General features: G+C 72.7%; 16 protein-coding genes and 1 pseudogene. 3 read left to right on the top strand and 14 right to left on the bottom strand.

Annotation, left to right across the window (positions count from 1 at the left end):
* Nucleotides 1–4 precede the first annotated feature (4 nt).
* The 3 genes from ACH41F_RS00085 to ACH41F_RS00075 all read right to left on the bottom strand — a co-directional run bounded on the left by ACH41F_RS00085 (nucleotide 5) and on the right by ACH41F_RS00075 (nucleotide 2,869).
* Nucleotides 5–973 (bottom strand): LysR family transcriptional regulator, encoded by a 969-nt coding sequence (locus ACH41F_RS00085; protein WP_398831781.1) that lies wholly within the window; start codon nucleotides 971–973, stop codon nucleotides 5–7.
* A 10-nt stretch (nucleotides 974–983) separates the two neighbouring features.
* The gene (locus ACH41F_RS00080) at nucleotides 984–1,817 is read right to left on the bottom strand and encodes a DMT family transporter (RefSeq protein WP_398832746.1); all 834 of its coding nucleotides are present in this window, start codon (nucleotides 1,815–1,817) and stop codon (nucleotides 984–986) included.
* 101 nt (nucleotides 1,818–1,918) lie between these two features.
* Nucleotides 1,919–2,869: an EamA family transporter gene (locus ACH41F_RS00075; protein WP_391241272.1), complete on the bottom strand. Its 951-nt coding sequence runs from the start codon at nucleotides 2,867–2,869 to the stop codon at nucleotides 1,919–1,921.
* 121 nt (nucleotides 2,870–2,990) lie between these two features.
* On the opposite strand from ACH41F_RS00075, the gene ACH41F_RS00070 reads away from it, so the two are divergent.
* Nucleotides 2,991–3,512: a MarR family transcriptional regulator gene (locus ACH41F_RS00070; protein ID WP_391241268.1), complete on the top strand. Its 522-nt coding sequence runs from the start codon at nucleotides 2,991–2,993 to the stop codon at nucleotides 3,510–3,512.
* A 164-nt stretch (nucleotides 3,513–3,676) separates the two neighbouring features.
* On the opposite strand, the gene ACH41F_RS00065 is transcribed toward ACH41F_RS00070, so the two are convergent.
* The 3 genes from ACH41F_RS00065 to ACH41F_RS00055 all read right to left on the bottom strand — a co-directional run bounded on the left by ACH41F_RS00065 (nucleotide 3,677) and on the right by ACH41F_RS00055 (nucleotide 6,342).
* A complete protein-coding gene (locus ACH41F_RS00065) occupies nucleotides 3,677–3,952 on the bottom strand; it encodes a hypothetical protein (RefSeq protein ID WP_391241265.1) in 276 nt (91 codons plus the stop codon).
* Between the two features lie 68 nt (nucleotides 3,953–4,020).
* Nucleotides 4,021–6,111 carry a 4-alpha-glucanotransferase gene (gene malQ, locus ACH41F_RS00060; RefSeq protein ID WP_391241262.1) on the bottom strand — a complete coding sequence of 697 codons (2,091 nt, stop codon included), beginning with the start codon at nucleotides 6,109–6,111 and terminating at the stop codon, nucleotides 4,021–4,023.
* On the bottom strand, nucleotides 6,112–6,342 hold the full coding sequence (locus ACH41F_RS00055; RefSeq protein ID WP_391241259.1) for a hypothetical protein: 231 nt from the start codon (nucleotides 6,340–6,342) through the stop codon (nucleotides 6,112–6,114). It abuts the gene before it with no gap.
* Between the two features lie 254 nt (nucleotides 6,343–6,596).
* Between ACH41F_RS00055 and ACH41F_RS00050 the strand changes: the two genes are divergently transcribed.
* Both ACH41F_RS00050 and ACH41F_RS00045 read left to right on the top strand, forming a co-directional pair.
* Nucleotides 6,597–7,433 carry an LLM class flavin-dependent oxidoreductase gene (locus ACH41F_RS00050; protein WP_398831777.1) on the top strand — a complete coding sequence of 279 codons (837 nt, stop codon included), beginning with the start codon at nucleotides 6,597–6,599 and terminating at the stop codon, nucleotides 7,431–7,433.
* Between the two features lie 37 nt (nucleotides 7,434–7,470).
* On the top strand, nucleotides 7,471–8,022 hold the full coding sequence (locus ACH41F_RS00045) for a deaminase (RefSeq protein WP_391241253.1): 552 nt from the start codon (nucleotides 7,471–7,473) through the stop codon (nucleotides 8,020–8,022).
* Between the two features lie 93 nt (nucleotides 8,023–8,115).
* On the opposite strand, the gene ACH41F_RS00040 is transcribed toward ACH41F_RS00045, so the two are convergent.
* The 8 genes and pseudogenes from ACH41F_RS00040 to ACH41F_RS00005 form a co-directional block, all read right to left on the bottom strand.
* Nucleotides 8,116–8,568 (bottom strand): cupin domain-containing protein, encoded by a 453-nt coding sequence (locus ACH41F_RS00040; protein ID WP_391241250.1) that lies wholly within the window; start codon nucleotides 8,566–8,568, stop codon nucleotides 8,116–8,118.
* Between the two features lie 90 nt (nucleotides 8,569–8,658).
* A complete protein-coding gene (locus tag ACH41F_RS00035) occupies nucleotides 8,659–9,918 on the bottom strand; it encodes an MFS transporter (protein WP_398831774.1) in 1,260 nt (419 codons plus the stop codon).
* 9 nt (nucleotides 9,919–9,927) lie between these two features.
* Nucleotides 9,928–11,184 (bottom strand): ATP-grasp domain-containing protein, encoded by a 1,257-nt coding sequence (locus tag ACH41F_RS00030; protein WP_398831772.1) that lies wholly within the window; start codon nucleotides 11,182–11,184, stop codon nucleotides 9,928–9,930.
* Nucleotides 11,185–11,263: 79 nt separating this feature from the next.
* Nucleotides 11,264–12,532, bottom strand: coding sequence for an ATP-grasp domain-containing protein (locus ACH41F_RS00025; protein ID WP_398831770.1), 1,269 nt, complete (start codon nucleotides 12,530–12,532; stop codon nucleotides 11,264–11,266).
* Nucleotides 12,529–13,767 carry a pyridoxal-phosphate dependent enzyme gene (locus ACH41F_RS00020; protein WP_398832744.1) on the bottom strand — a complete coding sequence of 413 codons (1,239 nt, stop codon included), beginning with the start codon at nucleotides 13,765–13,767 and terminating at the stop codon, nucleotides 12,529–12,531. Before ACH41F_RS00020 ends, ACH41F_RS00025 begins: the two co-directional genes overlap by 4 nt.
* A 15-nt stretch (nucleotides 13,768–13,782) precedes the next feature.
* Nucleotides 13,783–14,391, bottom strand: a pseudogene (locus tag ACH41F_RS00015) (acetyl-CoA carboxylase biotin carboxylase subunit family protein); the annotation flags it as partial.
* A gap of 455 nt (nucleotides 14,392–14,846) precedes the next feature.
* Nucleotides 14,847–15,455 (bottom strand): serine O-acetyltransferase EpsC, encoded by a 609-nt coding sequence (gene epsC / locus ACH41F_RS00010; protein WP_391241240.1) that lies wholly within the window; start codon nucleotides 15,453–15,455, stop codon nucleotides 14,847–14,849.
* Between the two features lie 62 nt (nucleotides 15,456–15,517).
* Entirely contained in the window at nucleotides 15,518–19,561 is a 4,044-nt protein-coding gene (locus ACH41F_RS00005) for an amino acid adenylation domain-containing protein (RefSeq protein ID WP_398831767.1), read from the bottom strand.
* Between the last annotated feature and the right edge of the window lie 677 nt (nucleotides 19,562–20,238).

The following is a 20,238-nucleotide window of genomic DNA, read 5'->3' as shown; positions in this document are numbered from 1 at the left end:
GGTGTCACACCGGGCGCCCCTCGCCCGCGCCCAGGGGTGCTTGCCCGGTGCTCGCCGGGTCGCTGGGGACGCCTGCGTACGCCGCCGCCACCTCCCGCAGCGCCCCGAGCACCCTGCCCACCGCGGCACCCTCCTCGGCACCCCGGCGCACGGCCGCGACGATGTGCCGCACCGGGCGGTCCGGACCCAGCTCGCGCATCTCCACGCCGTCGCGGGGGACGGCGGCCGTGCGGGGGACCAGGGCCACGCCCATCCCCGCCTCGACCATGGCGAGGATCGCCGTCCAGCCCGCCGCGGAATGCCCCTGCCGCGGGGTGAACCCGGCGGCCTCGCAGGCACCGCGGGTGATGTCGGACCAGGGTCCGCTGCCGCCGAAGATCCAGGACTCCCCGGCGAGGTCGGCGAGCCGCAGCCCGTCCGCGGCCGCCCGTTCATGTCCCCGGGGCAGTGCCACGTCCAGCGGGTCCGCCAGCAGTTCCACCCGGGTGAACCGCCCGTCCCCCACCTCCGGTGCCTGCGCCGCCAGCGACAACGCGAGGTCCACCTCCCCGCCGGCCAGCAGCTCGTACGCCTCCCCGGCCTCCGCCTCCCGCACCCGCACGGTGATCCGGGGGTGGGTCGCCCGCAGGGCCCGGACCGCGGGCACGACCAGCGCGGGCACCGCCGTGGAGAAGGCGCCGACCCGCACCTCCCCGACCTCGCCGTGCACATGGGCCGCCAACTCGGCGTCCGCCCGCTCCAGTTGCTCGAACACCACCTCGGCGTGCCGCAGCACCAGCCGTGCCGCGTCCGTGAGCCGCACCCGCCGCCCCTGCGCCTCCAGGAGCGGCACCCCGAGCTGCCGGGCGAGGTTGGTCAGCTGTTGCGACACCGCCGAGGGCGTCATCCGCAGCGCCTCGGCCGTCGCCGTCACCGTGCCGCGTTCCCGCAGCGTCCGCAGGATGTGCAGCTTGCGGATGTCCCAGTCGAGCATGGCGGCCAACCTATCCGGCGGCACCGAGCAGCACCCCGCCGAGGATCAGCGCCATGCAGAGCGCCTGTGCCGCGGAGACCGTCTCACCGAGCACCGCCCAGGACAGCAGGGCCGCGCAGACCGGCTGGAGGTGGTACACCGCTCCGGCGCGGGAGGGGCCCACCAGGGCGATGGCACGGTTCCAGGCGAAGAAGGCGACGGCCGAGGAGAGCACGCCGACGTACAGCAGCGGCAGGACCGTGCCCGGCGTCGGTGCGAAGCCGCCCTGGACGGCGAGGCTCACGCCCTGGGCGGGCAGCAGCAGCGCCGTGCCGAACAGGAAGGTCGTGAACAGGAAGGCGGTCCCGCCGAGTTCGGCCGGCCTGCGGCGCAGCAGCGCGCTGTACGCGCCGAAGCAGCAGGCGGCGGCGATCATCCACAGGTCTCCCGCGGCGAGCCCGGACCCGCCCCCGACGAGCAGTACCACCCCAGCGCACGCGATCACCAGGCCGCCGGTCCGCCGGGCGCCCGGCCGGGTCCCGCCCAGCCGCTCGGAGACCGCCATCAGCACCGGCGAGGCCGCCATGATCATGCCCATGTTGGCGGCCGACGTGGTCAGTCCCGCCTGATTGACCAGGGTGTTGTAGACGCTCACCCCGAGCAGCGAGGCGAGGAGCACGAAACCGAGGTGGCGGCGGATCGCGCGCCGCTGCCGCCAGGCCTGCCTCGCCCCGAAGGGGGCCACCGCGGCGAGCGCCACGAGCCAGCGCCAGAAGGCCTGCTGCACGGGCGGCACGCTGTCGTGGAGCGCGCGGGAGGCGACGAAGCTGCCGGACCAGACGACGGTCGCGACGGCGGCGCACATCACCCCGAGGGCCACGGCCCTCGGGGCGACGTGCGGACGGGCGGTCCTTTCGAGGACGGCGGACACAGGGATCCTTCCACTGGTCGGTGATCTCGGTGGATCTACCGTCGCAGCGCCGGATCCGTCAGGTCCATCGAATCTTTTCGAGCATTCCTTTCAGAGATGCTGAACGATCGGGCGACGGGCGCCTTCCTTCGCCCCTCCCCCTGCCCGAGCTGTCCGGCCACGGTCGCCCCGAACGCCACCGCCATCCCGGCCAGTTGGACCGCGGTGAGCGTCTGCCCGAGCGCGGCCCAGCCGACGATCGCCGCGGTCAGCGGGGAGAGCGGTCCGAGGAAGGTGACCTGGGTGGCGCTGAGCCGGCCGATGCCGCGGAACCAGAGCCAGTACGCCACCGCCGTGTTGGCCAGCGCCAGATAGAGGTAGCCGCCGACCGCCCGGCCGTCGAGCGCGGGCGGCGCCCCCTCGACCAGCAGCGCGAGCGGTGCGATGAGCAGTCCGCCCGCGGTCAGCTGCCAGCCGGTCAGCACGAGCGGCCCGACCCCCTCGGGCCGGCCCCACCGCTTGGTCAGCACCGTCCCGGCGGACATCGACGCCGCCGAGGCGAAGGCCGCGAGCACGCCCACCACGTCGAGCGCCCCGGCCGCCTTGAGCACGACGAGACTGACGCCGAACGCCGCCACGACCCCGGTGAGCACGCTCCGCGCGGTCGGCCGCTGCCCGAGCAGCAGCGCCGACAGCCCCACGACGAGCAGCGGCCCCACCGAGCCGACGACCGCGGCCATGCCGCCCGGCAGCCGGTACGCCGACAGGAACAGCAGCGGGAAGAAGGCCCCGATGTTCAGGGCGCCGAGCACGGCCGCCTTGCCCCACCAGATCCCCTTCGGCAGCACCCGGGCGAAGGCGAGCAGCAGCAGCCCGGCGGGCAGGGCGCGCATCAGCCCGGTGAACAGGGGGCGGTCGGCCGGCAGGAACTCGGTGGTGACGGCGTAGGTGGTGCCCCAGGAGATCGGGGCCAGGGCGGTGAGCAGAACGGTCGCGGGGCGGGTCATGGCCGGGTCCCTTCGGAGTAGCTTGCTTGAAAGAAGCTTAGCACTAAGCCACTTTCTGGCAAGCCGCTTTGCCGCAAGCTACTTTCTTGCAGGTGACCGGTCCGCGGCGGATACTCCTCCCATGAACGCCACGCCTCAGCAGCCCCCGAGGGACCCCGTCGACGCGATCATCGAGCAGTGGGGCACCGTGCGGCCCGACCTCGACACCCGGGCGATGGAGGTCTTCGGACGGATCTTCCGGCTGTCACGCGCCATGGGCGACCGCATGGAACGGGCCTACGCCCCCTACGGCATCTCACGCGGCGAGTTCGACGTCCTGGCCACCCTGCGCCGCGCCGGCGAGCCCTACACCCTCTCGCCCCGCGAGCTCTCCGGGGCGCTGATGCTCACCACCGGCGGCATGACCGGCCGCCTCGACAAGCTGGAGCGCGCGGGCCTGCTGCGCCGCTCCCCCGACCCGCACGACCGCCGGGGCCTCCAGGTCACCCTCACCGACAAGGGGCTGAGCGTCCTGGACGAGGCGGTCGGCGCCGGCCTCGCCGCCGAGACCCAGGCGATGTCCGTCCTCAGCGACGAACAGACCGCCCAACTGGCCGAGCTGCTGCGCCACCTGCTGGCCGGCACCCAGGCACCCCCGCACTGACCACTCGGGGGGCACGGCCCCGCGCTCCCCGGGCCGCGCCGACTCCCGGACACGCCGAGGGCGCCGGCCTCGCCCACGTACGGCTTGGTGCGCGTACGTGGGCGGGGGCGGCGCCCTCGGGGAACGTGCGGTGAGCTGTCAGGCCGCCTCGGCCCTCGGCTCGGTCAGGCTCCGGCCTTCGCCTTCACGGGAACCTTGGTCTTCGTCCTCGGCACCCGGTCGGTGGACCGGTCCAGGACCATCACCAGGCCCGCGATGACCGCGAAGATCACGAGCGGGGCCACGACGAAGAGACCCAGCGTCTCCATGACGCTCAGGCCCGGACCGGGGTCGTCGCCGTCGTCGCGGGTGAGCGCGAGCGCGGGAGACGTCATGAGCAGCATCATCAGCGTCGTACCGGCAGCCAGGGCACCGGCGCGCAGGGCGTTCTTCTTGTCCACGGTGCCAAAATAGCCAACCCGGGTCGGGGCCGCTCGTCCGGGGGGTGGATAGGCCCGTCCCACGCCCGTCACCCCGCCCCGCGTCCCGGCGCCGACTGGCGCAGCACCTCCATCAAGGCGTGCAGCCGGGGGGAGCCGGCCAGGGACTCCAGGGTGACCGGTCTGCCGTCCGCGTCGGCGATCGGCAGCCGCCAGTTGGGGTACTGGTCCCAGGTGCCGGGCAGGTTCTGCGGACGCCGGTCCCCCACGGCGTCCGGCAGCCAGACCCCCACCAGCCGGGCCGGGGTGCGCAGCAGGAACCGGTGCACGGCCTGCACCTCGGCCTCCTCCGTCGAGATGCCGTGGCCGCCGCCGGTGCCGTGCAGCAGTCCGAGGCGGGACAGCAGCTCCAGCCACTCCCCCGTGTCCGCCGCCGCCTCCGCGCGTTCCTCCGCGAGCGTGCGGGTCAGCAGCCCGAGACGGTGCCGGAGCTCGACGTGCTCGCCGGTCAGGCGGGCGGCGGTGGAGGGCAGGTCGTGGGTGGTGGCGGTGGCGAGGCAGTCGGCACGCCAGTGTTCCGGCGGCAGCGGCCGGCCGTCGCCCTCCCAGTCCCGCTCGAACCACAGCACCGACGTGCCGAGCACCCCGCGCTCGCGCAGCGTCTCGCGGACGCCGGGCTCCACCGTGCCGAGGTCCTCGCCGATGACGACCGCCCTGGCCCGTGAGGCCTCCAGCACCAGGACCGCGAGCATGGCCTCGGCGTCGTAGCGGACGTAGGTACCCTCGGTCGGCGGGTGGCCCTGGGGCACCCACCAGAGCCGGAACAGGCCCATGACGTGGTCGATGCGCAGCGCGCCGGCGTACCGGAAGAGGGCTTTCAGCAGGCGCCGGTAGGGGGCGTAGCCGGACTCGGCGAGCCGGTCCGGGCGCCAGGGCGGCAGCCCCCAGTCCTGGCCGCGCGCGTTGAAGGCGTCCGGCGGCGCGCCGACCGACATCCCGGCGGCGAAGTACTCCTGCTGCGCCCAGGCGTCGGCGCCCTGGGGGTGCACGCCCACCGCGAGGTCGTGGACGACCCCGACGGGCATTCCGGCCTCCCGGGCGGCCCGCTGGGTGGCGACGAGCTGGGCGTCGGTGAGCCAGGCGAGCCGGCAGTGGAGGTCGACGCGGTCCATCAACTCGGCGCGGGCCCGGGCGGTTTCACCCGACCGGGGGTCGCGCAGCCCGGCCGGCCACCGGCTCCAGTCCGAGCCGTGCACCTCCGCCAGCGCGCACCAGGTCGCGTGGTCCTCCAGCGCCTGGCCCTCCTCGGCGAGGAAGTCGGCGTAGGCGGCCCGTCGTCCGGGACCCAGCGGCACCTCGCGCACCAGCTCCAGCGCCTCCCGCTTGAGCTCCCACACGGCGTCCCGGTCGATCAGCTCGCCCTTGTCCAGCACCGCCTCGCGCAGCCGTCCGGCCCGTTCGGCCAGTGACCGCACCGCCTCGCGGTCGGTGACGTGGGCGTACTCGGGCACGTCCTCGACCCGCAGGTGCACCGGGTCGGGGAAGCGCCGCGAGGAGGGCCGGTAGGGCGAGGGGTCGGTGGGGGCGCCGGGTACCGCCGCGTGCAGCGGGTTGACCTGCACGAAGCCGGCGCCGAGCGCCCGGCCGGCCCAGGCGGTGAGTTCGGCGAGGTCACCGAGGTCGCCCATGCCCCAGGACCGCTCGGAGAGCAGGGAGTAGAGCTGGACGAGGAGCCCGTGGGAGCGGCCGGTGGGGGTGGGGAGCCGGGCGGGGGCGGCGACCAGGTGGGCCTCGGCCGTCCGGCCGTCGGGCGCGGTGGCCGTCAACCGGTGGACGCCGGGCGGGAGCTGGGCGGCGGAGGAGCGGGTCTCGCCCTGCTCGGTCTCGATCCGCAGCCGGGTACCGCTGGGCAGGTTCTCGAGGGCCGCGGGCGGGGCGCCGCTCCAGCTGACCACCGTCGGCGGCAGCAGCCGGTCGCGCAGCGCGCGCTCACGGGCGGCCAGGGCGGCCGCGGGGCGGCTCGCGTCGACGCCCAGGGCGGCCAGGGCGAGGGTGAGAGCGGTGGCCGAGGCGGCGACCGTACGGTCCGGGGACGGGCTGTAGGACGTGGCGACGCCATGCAGCTCGGCGAGGCGGGAGAGGTCCTCGCAGGGCGGTTCGGCCGGCTCGGGTGCCCTCATCTACAGCCTCGCGAGGTCCGGCTCGAAGGCCGCCGACTCGCTGGTCAGGTGGCTCGCCTCGGCGAGCGGCGGCTCGCTGGTCAGCGGTTCCGCGTCGGGCAGCGGCGCCTCGCTGGTCAGCGGGATGTCGGCGCAGGCACCCTCCGCGCTGAACACGCAGAAGTGCGGCTCGGGCGCGGGGGACGGCGGCTGCGCCACGCGTTTGGAGCGCGGGTGTGCGGGAGCGACCACGAGGGGCCTCCTTGTCGAGTACGGCGTCCTTGCGGGTAATCGCAGCCCTACCCCGTGGGCGCCGCGGCAGACGTACGGACCGCCACTTGGTGCGTCTCCTCACATTCTGCTGCGTACGTCCCGATCGTGCCGCCGCGGTGACACCACCCTGCCGGACGCCGCTGGAAATCCCCTCGAATCACCGGTTCGCGGACCGGTCGGGCACTTTCTTTTCGGCGCCCACCAGCCGTTGAGATCTTGCTAGTCTGACGCTCATGCAGATAGGCGTGAATGTCCCCAACTTCGGGCCCGGAACAAATCCGGATAATCTCGCCCGGTGGGCCAGAACAGTGGAAGGCCTCGGCTTCGACCTGTTGATGGTCTCGGACCATGTGGCCATCACCCCGGATGTCGCCCGGCAATATCCGGCCCCGTTTTACGAACCTGTCACGACACTCGCCTGGCTGGCCGGGATCACCACCCGGGTGAAGCTGGGCACGACCGTCCTCATCGCCCCGTACCGGCACCCCCTGTTGGTCGCTCGCATGGCCGCCAACCTGCAACAACTCAGTGGCGGCCGACTGATCCTGGGGGTCGGCGTCGGCTGGGCGAAGGAGGAGTTCGCGGCGCTCGGCGTCCCCTTCTCCCGGCGTGGCGCACTGACCGACGAGGTGCTGGACACCCTTCGCACGGCCTGGGAGAACGACGCCGACTACGGATCGGGACAGATTCCGATCTGGATCGGCGGAAACAGTGACGCGGCAATTCGCCGGGCCGTCCGCCGGGGTCTTCCGTGGCATCCGCTGCGATTCACGATGCCCTGGTTCAATGACGCGCTGGAACGGTTGAAGCGCATTTCGGCCGAGCTCGACCGGCCCGTTCCGGATTTGGCGCCGCGTATCTTTCTCCGGATCACACAAAAGCCGATCGACGACCCCGAGCGCCGGGCCGGGGAGGGCACGATCGAGCAGGTCCTCGAGGACCTGGAGCAGCTGCGCCGCGCCGGGGCCGACACCGTGCTGCTCGACCCGTACCACGGTGACCCGGACGAGACGCTGCGCCCCGAGCAGGCGTGGCAGGCGCTGGCCACCGTGGCCGCGCACCGTGCCTGACACCGGCCGCCCCATCCCCCCGACAGACGGAGAGACAGTGACCCTCGACGCCCACGGCCTTCCCGAGAGCGACGCCGAGCCCACGACCGTGATCAGCGAGTCGGAACGTCCGTACCTGCGCCGCTGTGTGGAGCTGGCGGCCGAGGCGGTGGACGCCGGCGACTGGCCGTTCGGGTCCGTGCTGGTCGGCGCGGACGGCACGATCCTCGCGGAGGAGCGCAACCGCGAGACCACCACGGGCGACCCGACCGCGCACCCGGAGTTCGAGCTGGCCCGCTGGGCGGCGACCAGGCTGAGCCCCGAGGAGCGGGCCGCGGCGACGGTGTACACCTCGGGCGAGCACTGCCCGATGTGCGCGGCCGCGCACGGCTGGGCCGGGCTCGGCCGGATCGTGTACGCCAGCTCCTCCCAGCAGGCCCGGGACTGGAAGGCGCAGTGGGGTGTGCCGGTCACCTCGCCGCTGGCCCCGCTGACCGTCCAGGACGTGGTGCCCGGCCTGGAGGTGGTCGGCCCGGTGCCGGAATTCGCCGAGCAGGTACGCCAGTTGCAGTGGCGCTTCCGCAACCCCGACGGCGGCGCGGCCGAGTGACGACGGCGGGCCGGGGCCCGGCGGCGGATTCCGCCGCCGGGCCCCGGCCGTTCCCGTCTCCCGTGGGTCGGCGCGGGTCAGCGGGTCCGCGGGTCAGCACATGAACTGGTCGTACTTGGCCATGTGCTCCTGGAGCTCCTCCAGGCTGGGGTTGCGGCCGTTGGCCGTCAGGCGCCCCAGACCACGGAAGTAGTCCTCGCGGTCGTAGATCGGGTAGAACATGATCAGCAGGGTGGCGTCCTCGGAGCCCCGGTTGGTGAAGCCGTGCGGCTCGCCCTTGGGGACGTAGGCGAACGCGCCCGGCTCGCCTACCACCTTCTGGTCGCCGATGGTGAACTCGATCTCGCCCTTCACCACGTAGAACATCTCGGTGGACTCTTTGTGGATGTGCGGGGCCGCACCCTTGGCCTCCGGGGCCATGTGGTGCTCGAAGAAGCCGAACTCACCGTTGGACATGGGCGTGGTGAGCTTGAGGTAGGTCCTCTTCGTGTCCCGGATGTCGACGTACTCGCCGCCGCCTGCGGGGACATACAGCGGAACAGACATGATTCTCCTTGGGTGTACCTGATCAGGTCGTGATCAACGGGTGAGCAGAGGGACGGCCCGGATGACGGGCCCGTTTGCGGGGACGGCCGGTCACGTGGCCGGGGCCGGCTCCGGCTGCGGTCGGCTGTCCGCCCGGGCCTGCGCCCAGCGGCCGATGACCGGCGCCGCGAAACCGCACACGGCGAACAGCGCAGCCAGCACGGTCCAGCCCACGGTGCCGGAGGTGACGACCAGGCTGACCAGGACCGGCGCGGCGATCTGCTGGATGGCCACGCCGAGCCAGAAGACCGACAGGTAGACGCCCTCCTGGCCGGGGGCCGCCAGCAGATAGGAGCCGCCCCAGCCGCCGGCGGACTGCCACAGCTCGCCGCCGGTCAGCGCGATCATGGCCAGCAGCAGCACCCCGACGGCCAGGACCGCCGACAGCCTCGGGGCCGCGGTCAGCAGCAGACAGCACAGCGCGAGGGAGACCCCGGCCCGCACCAGTGCGCGGGAGGCGCCGGCGATGGTCTCGGTGTCCCGGCTGGCCCGCACCTGGAGGGCGACCGCGAGCACGGTGTTGACCGCGACCAGCGGGGCGATCACCGCGGACGAGACCTCGGTGTGCCCGACGATCCACAGCGGGATGCCGATGCTCAGCAGGGTCATGTGCATGGTCAGCACGGCGTTGATCCCGGTGAACGACAGGAACGATCCGTCGCGCAGCACGCTCACCGAGAAACGGCGGCGCAGGCTCTTGGCGGGCGCGCTGAGCACCGGCAGCCGGGAGGCGAGCGTCGCGAGCACGGCGAACGAGGCCGCGTTGAGCAGCAGGATCACCGCGTAGCCGGCCCGGTTGTCGATGAGCAGCCCGATGCCGCCGAGCAGGGCGCCCACGGTGAAACCGACGTTGCGCAGCGACCGCAGGACCGCGACCACCCGGACCCGGTCGTCGGTCGCGGTGGCCTGCCCGACCAGGGCCTGCTCCATGGGGGCCGCCGCCTTGTCGACCAGGCCGAGCAGACACACCACGGTGAGGAACTGCCACAGGTTCTGGACGAAGGGGTACACCACGAAGCAGGCGCACCGCCACAGGCTGACCCCGACCAGGACCTTCTTGGGTCCGATCCGGTCGGCGAGGATGCCGATCGGGATCGCGGTGGCCAGGGCGATGGCCGCGGACAGGGTCAGACCGAGGCCGAGCCTGCCCTCGGACAGCCCGACGGACCGGGTGATGAAGGGGACGGAGACGGCGAGGAAGGCACCGGTGCCGACGGCGTCGATCATCGCCATCACGGCCAGCCGCAGGCCGACCGTCCCGCCGGGGACGGATCCGCGCCAGCCGCGGACGCGTCGCCAGAGATCAGACATGTGCGTTCCTCAATCGGTGGTGATGCTGACGGCGGCGTCCGCGTCCAGGACGCGTCGGCGGGTGGTCTCCGCGTCCGGCCCGGTGGCGATGACATGCCCGGCGCGGTCCCAGGAGGACGCCCACGGGCGCACCTGGTCACCGGCGGCGACGTCGACCTCGACGACCCGGACGCCGGGCAGGGCCTGGGCGGTGTCCACGCCGGAGACCTCGGTGACGGTGCCCGGCTCGGCGGCCAGGAAGCGGATCGCCGCGGTCTGCTCGGCGGCCCGGGGCAGGGTGACCGGGCGACCGGCGAGCAGGTCGATGAGGGTCAGCCGGATGCGGGTGCCGTAGGCGAGGTCGTTGAGGTCGATCAGGTAGTCGCCGGGGCAGCGGCCGGCGCACTCGACCAGCGTCGGACCGGAGTCGGTGAGGATCCACTCGGCGTGCAGGATGCCGGTCCGGTAGCCGGTGGCGTCGACCAGGGCCCGCATGGCCGTCCCGAAGGCGTCCTCGGTGGCCTCGTCGAGCGGGGCGGGCAGCAGATGACCGAGTTCCACCGGGTACGGCCCCGGGATCACCGTCTTGGCCGTGACGTTCTGGAAGATGATCTCGCCGTCGCGCACCAGCGCCTCGACGCTGAACTCGGGGCCCTGAAGCCGCTCCTCGGCGAGGAACCGCCAGGTCAGTTCCCGGTCCGGCACCTGCTCGTACTCGGCGGCCGACGAGGTCCGCTGCCAGGCCCGGGCCGCGCTCTCGGCGTCCACGGAGTCCAGCAGCTGCACACCGACGCTGGCCTGCCGGTTGGCGGGCTTGACCACGACCGGCCCGTCGCCGGCGAAGTCGAGGATGTCCTCGGGTCCGAACACCTCGCGCCAGCGCGGGTTGCGGACCCCTGCCGCGCCGGTGACCTCGCGCAGCCGGACCTTGTCCCGCAGCGCCTGCGCGGCCTGCTCGGTGGCGCCGGGCAGGCCGAGCTTCTCGGCCAGCGCGGCCGTCGCGGGCACGGCGTACTCCAGGCCGGGGACGACCGCGGCCACCGGGCGCACGGCGGTCAGTTCGGCCGCGAGGTCGAGCGCCTCGGTCGACTGCTGGTAGCTCGCGGGCACGATGCGGTCGAGGCAGTCGAAGCGGTCGGCCGCGTCGTGCAGTTCCCGTTTGCGGATGATGTCGGGTTCCTCGATCACCATGACGGAGCCGCTCGGGACGCTCGTGTCGATCGCGCGCAGATAGGCCGCGTTGTAGCCGACGAACACCACCTGCGCGTCGGGGGCGGGGGTGGTCATGGCGACCTCCTGATAGCTGATCCGGACCACTGCATGGCCACTGCCTTTCTGGGGTGGGGGGAGTCGTGACCGTCGCTGTTCACACGGCCGTCCCGAGCGCCGCGGTCCGCCCGTCCGCGCGGACGGGCGTGCCGTCGACGACGACCTCGACGGCGGCGAGCACCTCGGCGCACCGTGCGCGGGCCTCCTCGGGGGAGGCGCCGGAGACGATGACGTGCCCGTGCCGGCTCTTGGAGTCGCGGACCTCCGGCACGGTGTCGCCCGGGCTCAGCCGGAGGGTGAGTTCGTCGACGTGGCCGAGGGCGGCGACCTCGTCCAGGCCGCGGACGGCGTCGACGTGACCGGGCGGGAAGGTGAAGAACCGCACGACGGCCGTGGCCGTCGCCGCCGCCGGTGCGGCCGGGGTGCCCGCCAGACCGGCGAAGATCGCCTGCTCGATGTCGAGGCCGGTGGCCAGCTCGACCAGGCGCGGGATCCGGTCGCCGCCGAGCCGCGCCTGCGACTCCACGATCCGCGGACCCGCCTCGGTCCAGATCACCTCGGTGTGCGCGGGCCCGAACCGGTACCCGCACGCGGTGAGCAGCTCGGTCGTCAGCTCCTCGACGGCCTGCCGGCGCTCCGCGGGCAGCGGCGCGGGGTGGACGTGCCCCACCTCCACGAACAGCGGGGGCGCGCCCAGCAGTTTCTCGGTGATCCCGACGACCTGGTGCCGGCCGTCCCGGCTCAGCGTCTCCACGCTGTACTCGGGACCGCGCAGGTACTCCTCGACCAGGAACGGCCCGTCGTAGCCGTAGCCCTCGACGAGCGCGGTCCAGGCCGCGCGGTCCGTGTCCTGCTGCCAGAGGAAGACGCCCCGGCTGCCGGCGAGCGCGGTCGGCTTGACGACGACCGGGCTGCCGAGCCGGCGGACCGCGTCCGGCACCTGCTCCCGGGTCGCCACCGCCTCGTAGCGGACCGGGGACAGGCCGCGCTCGGCGAGCAGGTCACGCATGGCGTGCTTGTCGGTGAGCAGCCGGACCGCCGCGGCCGGGTTGACCTCGACGCCGAGCTCCTCGGCCACCTCGTAGGCGGCGGCCATCGTCTCCTCGCGGCCGATGTGGTAGATCACCGACGCCCGGTGCTCCTCGGCCGTCTCCCGGATGGCGCGGCGCAGCAGCTCGTCGTCGCGGAAGTCGGCGGTGACGAACACGTCCGCCAGCGCGCGTACGTCGTCCAGGTAGGCGGGCGACTCCAGCCGGGGGTCCCAGAGCGCGGCGACCCAGAACCCCGCGTCCTGTGCCTTGCGGACGAACTGGCGGTAGGGCATCACCATCAGCAGGCGGGGCCGGTCCGCCACGGGCGCCGTCACCGGCCGGCCGCCTGTTCCTCGGCGACGCGGCTGAGCAGGCTGAGGTAGCGCTCACCGGTGTCGGGCAGCAGGGTCACCACGCGCTTGCCCCGCGTCTCCTGGCGGGCGGCCACCACACCGCAGGCGTGCACGACCGCGCCGGCCGAGACACCGACGGTGAGGCCGACGCGGTGGGCGAGGCGCCGGGTGGTGTCGAGGGCGTCGGCGTCGGCGACCGCGATCACCTCGTCGATGAGGTCGCGTTCCGTGGTCGGCGCGATGAAGCCGCCGTTGAAGCCGGGGATGGTGTGGGTGCCGGGTTCGCCGCCGGACAGCAGGGGCGAGCCGGCCGGCTCCACCGCGACGATCCGGACGGCGGGGTTGCGCTCGCGCAGGTACCGGCCCGCGCCGCTGAGCGTGCCGCCGGTGCCCACTCCGCAGACGAGGACGTCGACGCGGCCCTCGGCGTCGGCCCAGATCTCCGGGCCGGTCGTCTCGTAGTGCGCCCGGGTGTTGTCGGGGTTGTCGTGCTGGCAGCAGAACCAGGAGCCGGGGGTGGCCCGGTGCAGTTCCTCGGCCTTGTCGACGGCCGCCTGGTAGCCGCCGGTGTGCGGGGTGCGCACCACCTCGGCGCCGAGCGAGCGGAGCATGGCGACCCGCTCCTCGGTGGCGTTGTCCGGGAGGACGATGACACAGCGGTAGCCGCGGGCCGCGGCGAGCGCCGCCAGCGAGATGCCGGTGTTGCCGGAGGTCGCCTCGATCACGGTGCCCGCGCCGGGCGTGAGCAGCCCGCGCTCCTCGGCGCCGCGCAGCATCGACAGCGCGGCCCGGTCCTTGCTGCTGGACCAGGGGTTGAACAGCTCCAGCTTCGCCAGCACCTCGGTGCCGTCCTGGACGCCGGTGAGGACCCGGTCCACGGGGAGGCGGAGCAGCGGGGTGCGGCCGATCAGGTCGACGAGGGAGTCCGCGACCGGGCGGGCGGTGACCGGCTCGGTGCGGATGTCGATCTCCTTGACCGCGGCCTCGGCGGTACGGGCCGCGAGCTGGGCGGTCTCGGCGATCACCAGGACGTGGCCCGCGCGGTCGCCGTTGCGGCGCGGCTCGCGCAGCACGGCACCCGGTGCGGGCTTGACGACGACCTCCTCGACGCCGGGCAGCGCGGCGGCGCGGTCCTGGCCGGAGACCGACACCACCCGGCCCGGCGTGGCGATCAGGTAGCGGATGGCGGCGCCGGCGACCGGCTGGTCGGGCAGCACCCGCTCGGGCAGCTTCTCGCCGAGGTACTGACGGGCCACCAGTTCCAGGGACTTGATGCCGAGGGCGCGGTCGGCCAGGTAGGTGATCTTGCCGCCGGCGGGCCGGGGGTTGATCTCGATGAGCTTGGGGCCGGACGCGGTGACCTTGATCTCGACGTGGGCCATGCCCAGGTCGAACCCGCAGGCGCGCAGCGCCTCCACGGCCAGGTCCCCGATCTCGCCGACCAGCTTCTCGGGCAGGCCGGAGGGGAAGGTGTGGGCCAGCTCCACGAAGTAGCCCTGGCCGATGACGGACTTGTCGGTGACCCCGAGGACCTCGTACCGGTCGCCGTCGGCGAGGACCTCGACGCTGACCTCGGGGCCGCTGAGGTACTCCTCGACCATCAGCTCGTGGTAGCGGCTCTGGCCGCGGGTGTTCTCCACCCGGGAGCGGATCAGCTCGACGTGCTCGGCGGCCTGTTCCGCGGTCTCCACCAGCCGCACGTCGGCGCTGGAGGTTTCGTCGGCCGGCTTCACCACACAGGGCAGTCCGACCTCCGCCGCGGCCACGGCCGCCTCGGCCGGGGTCTGCACGGTGCGGAACGCCGGTATCGCGACGCCGAGTTCGGCGCAGCGGCGGCGCATCAGCGCCTTGTTGCGGGCCGTGGCGACGCCGTCGACGCTGACGGTGGGCAGTCCGAGGTGGACGGCGACCTCGGCGGCCACGACCACGTCGTACTCGGCCAGGGTCAGGAACGCGTCGAAGGGGTGCTCGGCGCCGATCCGGTGCACCTCGGGCAGGAGTTCTTCGAGGATGTTCGTCTCGCAGTGCACGATCTCGTCGACGTACTTCTCGAAGTAGGCCGGACCGCCCGGCACTTCGAGGTACCGGTCCAGATCGCGGGTGAAGAAGGTGACCCGGCAGTCGAGTTCCTTGATGATCTGCAGGCCCTCGAAGCCGGAACCGGAGAGGTTGCTCTCCAGTACACCGACGTGAGTCATCTGTGCCTCCGATGGCGTGCCGACGCGTGGTCGGCCGTGGGATGCGGCGAACGGGCTGGGGACGTGCGGCGGTGGGGGCGGGGCAGGGGACCTGGGCGTCACCAGCACCCGGAAGTGGCCAGGGCGCGCAGCAACTGGTCCGCGTCCGCGCGCTCCGCGGGCGAGGGGCGGACCACGATCTCGGCGGCGGGGGCCGCCACCCTGGCCTTCGGCGGCACGTCACCCAGCACCAGCGAGCCGGCGCCGATCAGCGCGTCGGCGCCGACGGTGACCGGGCCGAGCACGATCGCGTTGGTGCCGAGCACCACCCGGTCCCCGACGACCGGGTGCCGGCGGGCGCCGGGTTCGCGCCGCCCGTCCTTCCACCAGCCGACGGCACCGAGCGTGACCTGGTGGAAGATCGTGACGTCGTCGCCGACCTCGGCGGTCTCCCCGATGACCACGGCGGCCCCGTGGTCGATGAAGACGCGCCGGCCCAGGCGGGCACCGGGATGGATCTCGATGCCGCCGGTGAAGGAGCGCGCCAGGTAGGCCAGGAGCCGTGCGCTCTGCCGGTGCCCGCGGGTGAACAGGACGTGTGCCACCCGGTGCGCCCACAGCGCCGGCAGCGCGGGGTGCAGCAGGGCCTCCGCGCGGGTGCGGATCGACGGGTCTCGCGCCACGATCACGGAGAGGTCCTCCCTCATCCTGGTGATCACTGTGCGCATCGCGGTCCTCCGTGGTTCATGTCCTGGTGGGGGGGTGGGCACCGTCGGATCCGGTCGCGGGCTCAGTAGGTGGGCGCCTTGACGAGGTTCCCGCCGCCGTTGGCGATCTCCGGGAGGTAGACCCGCTCGTTCCAGGCGTCCTGCGCCACCGGTTCCAGGGCGATGGACACCGCGCCCTCGTCGACCGCGAACGCGGTCCGCACGGCACTGGTGATCGCGTCGACGAGCGCGGTGAGCTGCTCGGCCTCGAGGTTGTTCGGGAAATGCTTGATGCTGACGTGCGGCACTCCTATGACCTTTCTGGGAATTCGTGCGGCCTGAAGGGCGGTGACGAGTTCGTGAATTCCGTTCGCGCGGAGCAGTTCGTAGTGGTCCGCGTCGAGCTGGTGGAAGGCGGGGGGCGCGGCGGTGAGCACCTCACCGGAGTCGATGAACGACTCCTGGTCGCCCGTCGCCCGGAACACCGCGACCGGCGCGGTGACATTCCGCTCGGCGAGTTCGCGGGGGTCGTACTCGAAAAGGAACGTCCGTCGCACCACGCCGACGATCCGCCGCACCCAGGCGGGGTCCAGGTGCTCGAACCGGTCGCTGACGAAGGTGACGAAGGATTCCTCGTCGTGGGTCGCGGCCAGGCATTCCTCGACCGCCGACTTCTGGAGGTTTCCGGCGAACACCGAATAGAGAATGGAGACGAACGTGGCGTCGTCGAAATCGACCGAGGTCCGGCCGGCCGCCTCGCCGAGGAATTCCACGGGCGGCTTGCCGGGCGCGATGAGGATCACCTCGTCGACCCGCTCGCCCGCCGACTCCAGCTGGTGGGCGGCCTCGAAGGCGAGCCGGGCGCCGAAGGAGTAGCCCCACAGCGTGTACGGGCCGGTCGGCTGCGCCTGGCGGACCAGCTCGACGTCCCGGGCGACCATCTCGGCGAAGGTCCCGTAGGGGGTCTCGCCCTCGTTGATGCCGTGGGACTGGACGCCGAGGAAGGGGCGGTCCAGGTCCAGGCGGCCGGCCAGCAGCCGCAGGCTCATCGGGTAGCCGCCCAGGCCGGGCCAGCAGAACACCGGGCGGCCGCCGTCGGCGGCGCGCAGCCGCACCAGCCGGGAGGCGGCGGTGGCGGGCTCGCGGTCTACTCGGCGGGCGAGTTCGGCGATGGTCGGCGCGTCGAACAGGATCTGCAGGGGCAGGGCGGCGCCCAGCTCCCGGTTGATCCGGTTGACCAGGTCGACCGCGGTCAGCGAATGGCCGCCGGCGGCGAAGAAGTTGTCGCGGATGGAGACCCGCTCCTGCTTCAGCGCCTTCCCCCACAGCGCGGCGATGGCCTCCTCGGTGGGGGTGCGCGGCGGCACGACCGGCGTCTCGGTGTCGTCGACGGCGGCCTTGTCCAGCTCGCGCAGGGCCTGGTGGTCGACCTTGCCGTTGGGGGTGAGCGGGAAGGCGTCGAGGACGGTGACCCGGTTGGGCACCATGTACGGCGGCAGGGCGGCGGCGAGGTTGTCCTTGATGATCTCGGCGGGACCCCGCATGTGCACGGAGTCCTCCTTCATGCCCTCGCTCAGCCGCTGCTGGGCGCTGATCCGGCCGCCGACGGCGAAGTAGGACGCGGTGTCCGGGCCGAGGCCGACGAGCTGCGCGATCCGCCGGGACGAGGGCAGCGGGTTGCCGGTCTCGGAGCTGTAGCCGGAGGACATCAGCCCCAGGTCGAACCCGTTCATCTGGAGGCGCTGGAGCTCGCGGCCGAGGTCGGTGTAGCGCTGCCAGGGTTCGGGCGCGCCGCCGATCAGGCTGATGCCGAAGCTCGAACGCGCGTAGACCTCCTGGTTGATGGCGATGACGTCCTGCTTGCGCACCAACTCCTCGGACACCCGCACCAGTTCGCCGCCCTCGTAGCGGTACTGGCCCTCGGCCAGGTCGGCGATCCGGCCCGGATGGGCCTGCACGTACAGGTCGACCGGGAGGCGTTCGGCCGGCGCGGCGGCCGTGCGGATGTCGTACGACGCCAGGTAGTGGTCCTCGTCCGGGCAGCGCAGGGCGTCCTTGACCGCCGGCTCGGCGGGGCTCGCGGTGATGCGCAGCCCGTACGCCGGGAGCACGTGGTCGAAGAGCCCGACCATGTGTCCGGCCTCGAACTGGAGGACTTCCCTGATGTTGTTGCGGTAGACCGGCTCGATGGCCGAGTGGCGCCCGATGAAGTGGGCGCGCAGCTTCGGCTCCCCCGCGGGTGCCGGGCCGATCAGCAGCAGCCGGTGCTCGACCGGGTGGTAGTAGTAGTGGCCCGCCTCCAGGCCCCCGACGCCGGACAGCTCCAGGTACAGCTGGGTGGCGTAGAGCGATCCGGGCGAGGCGTAGCCGTACTTGGACAGCAGCCGCTCGCCGCTGGTGAACCGGCCGAACCAGCGCAGCAGGGAACCGAGTTCGTCCAGGGTGAGGCTGTCGGGGTCGCGGGGCTCGGCCGGCCGTTCGGGCGAGGGGGCGAGCAGCCGCAGCAGGTCCTGCCGGTCGACGTCGCCGCCCTCGTAGAAGCGGTAGGTCTTGCGGGCGAACACCGTGCGGCGCTGCTCGGCCGTCGCGGCCCGCCCGGGGAGGTCGACGAACGGCAGCCCGGGCTCCTCGCGTACGCCCAGCCCGGCGAGTTGGGCCTTGAGCTGGTGCCGGCTCTGCTTGGACTGGTGGTGGGCGCCGTGGTTGCCCTGGTCCATCAGGGCGGCCCGGTGCGGGTCGAGTTCGACGAAGGCGATCAGGTTGGCGCCGACCCGGGTGTCCTCGCGGACCACGACCGCGGCGCGCTTGACCCAGTCGTGCTTCTCGATGGACACCTTGATCTCGTCCAGCTCGACGCGGAAGCCGCGCAGCTTGACCTGGCTGTCGGTGCGGCCGAGGAACTGCACGGTGCCGTCGTCGTTCCAGCGGGTCAGGTCGCCGGTGCGGTAGAGGCGGGCGGAGTCCGGGTCGGTGGCGAACGGGTTGGTGATGAAACGTTCCGCCGTCATCTCGGGGTTGTTGAGGTACCCGCGGGCCAGCTGCCGTCCGGCGATGTGGAGCTCACCCGACTCCCCGGGCCCGACGGGTCGCCGGTCGGCGTCGAGGATGTGGAAGCTCATGCCGTGCACGGGCCGGCCGATGCAGACGTGGTCCGGGCCGTCCTGGACGGTGGCGCGGTCCACGGTGTGCGCCGAGGCGTTGATCGTGCACTCGCTGGGACCGTAGAGGTTGACCAGGTCGGCGTCCGGCAGCGCGTCGAGCAACTCGATCGCCAGGCTCTTGGTGAGGGCCTCGCCGCCGCTGAAGACCTGGACGAGCGAGGTGCACTGCGGCAGCCGGCCGGAGTCCACGAGCGCCTGGAGCAGGGTCGGCACGCCCTGGAGCGTGGTCACCTGGTGCGCCTGGATCAGGTCGAGGAGGCCCGAGGGGTCGGCGTAGACGCCGCGCTCGCTCATCACCACGCCGGCCCCGCAGGCCGGGGCGAGGATCTCCCACTGGGCGGCGTCGAAGCTCAGCGGTGTCTTCTGGAGCACCGTCCGGCGCTCGTCGAGGCCCTGCTCGGCGGCCATCCACCGCATCTGGCTGACGATGCTGCGGTGCTCGATCCCGATGCCCTTGGGGTTGCCCGTGCTCCCGGAGGTGTAGATGACGTAGGCGAGGGAGTCGCCGGGCGGGGGTGCGAGCGGGGCGGCGACGGGGGACGGTCCGGTGCCGCGCGAGACGGTGACGGGAGCCGGTCCGGTGTCGTGCGAGGCGAGGGTCTCGGTGGCCGTGAGGATGCGTACGCCCGGCGGGGTGAGCGCGCTCAGGCGGCCGACCAGGGACTCGTCGGTCAGGATGAGCCGGGTCCGGGAGTCCGCGATCATGTAGCGGACGCGCTCGTCCGGGTACTCCGGCGACAGCGGCAGGTAGGGGGCGCCGGAGCACAGCACGCCCCAGACGCTCGCCATGAGGTCGACGGACGGGTCCATGAAGATGCCGACGGGCTCGTCCAGCACCGCGCCGAGGCCACGCAGACGGTCGGCCATGGCCGCGCCGCGTTCGTCGAGCTGTCGGAAGGTCAGTCGCCGCGTGCCGCACGAGACGGCGGTCCGCTCGGGTCGGGCGAGCGCGGCCGCACGCAACATGTCTGGCAGGGACAATTCCTCGGACCCCGTGGTTTTCGCCATCATCCTCGAACCTGGAATTCGTCACTTTGTGAGTGCGCTTGGGCAGGACAGAAAATGGCATGGCCATGCCAAAGGTGGGCAGAACCATGTCAGCGTCGGCAGCCTGAGCCGACCGTCCCCCGGCGCGCGGAAAAGACCCCTGTCTCAGAATCGAGAAGGGCGCGGCAAAAGACGGCTCTCTGGCTTTACTTCACAGAAGAATGTGTGAATCAAATGAACGATGGCCGGCGGCCAGGAGAACTCTCCGACACCGCGGGGCATATCAACGTTCAGGGCGTCCCGAGACATCGCGAACAGAACATCAGTGTCAGATCACCGAGTTTCGCGAACATACCTTTCAGAACCCCCCGATTGACTGGCCGGCTGATCTTGCTCCGACCGTGATCATCTCCCCATCGACCCTTACTTTAAATCCAGTCGCCCCCTGTTGTAAAACCCTGTTTTCGTCATACGGCAGGGCAGTTGGCCGGAACACGGCGTCTGATGGGGTGTCATATGGGGACACATCAGGGACAGTTCGGACGTCAGCGCCACGGGGGTGGGGGGGGGGGGCGGCCCCCCCCCCCCCCCCCCCCCCACCGCCGCCCCCCCCCCCCCCCCCCCCGGGCGCGCCGTGCGGGGGGTGTCATGGCCCA

This window comes from Streptomyces sp. NPDC020489 (genome assembly GCF_044386545.1).
In the GTDB taxonomy this organism is placed as follows: Bacteria; Actinomycetota; Actinomycetes; order Streptomycetales; family Streptomycetaceae; genus Streptomyces.
This window is presented reverse-complemented; position numbering and strand designations above follow the sequence as displayed.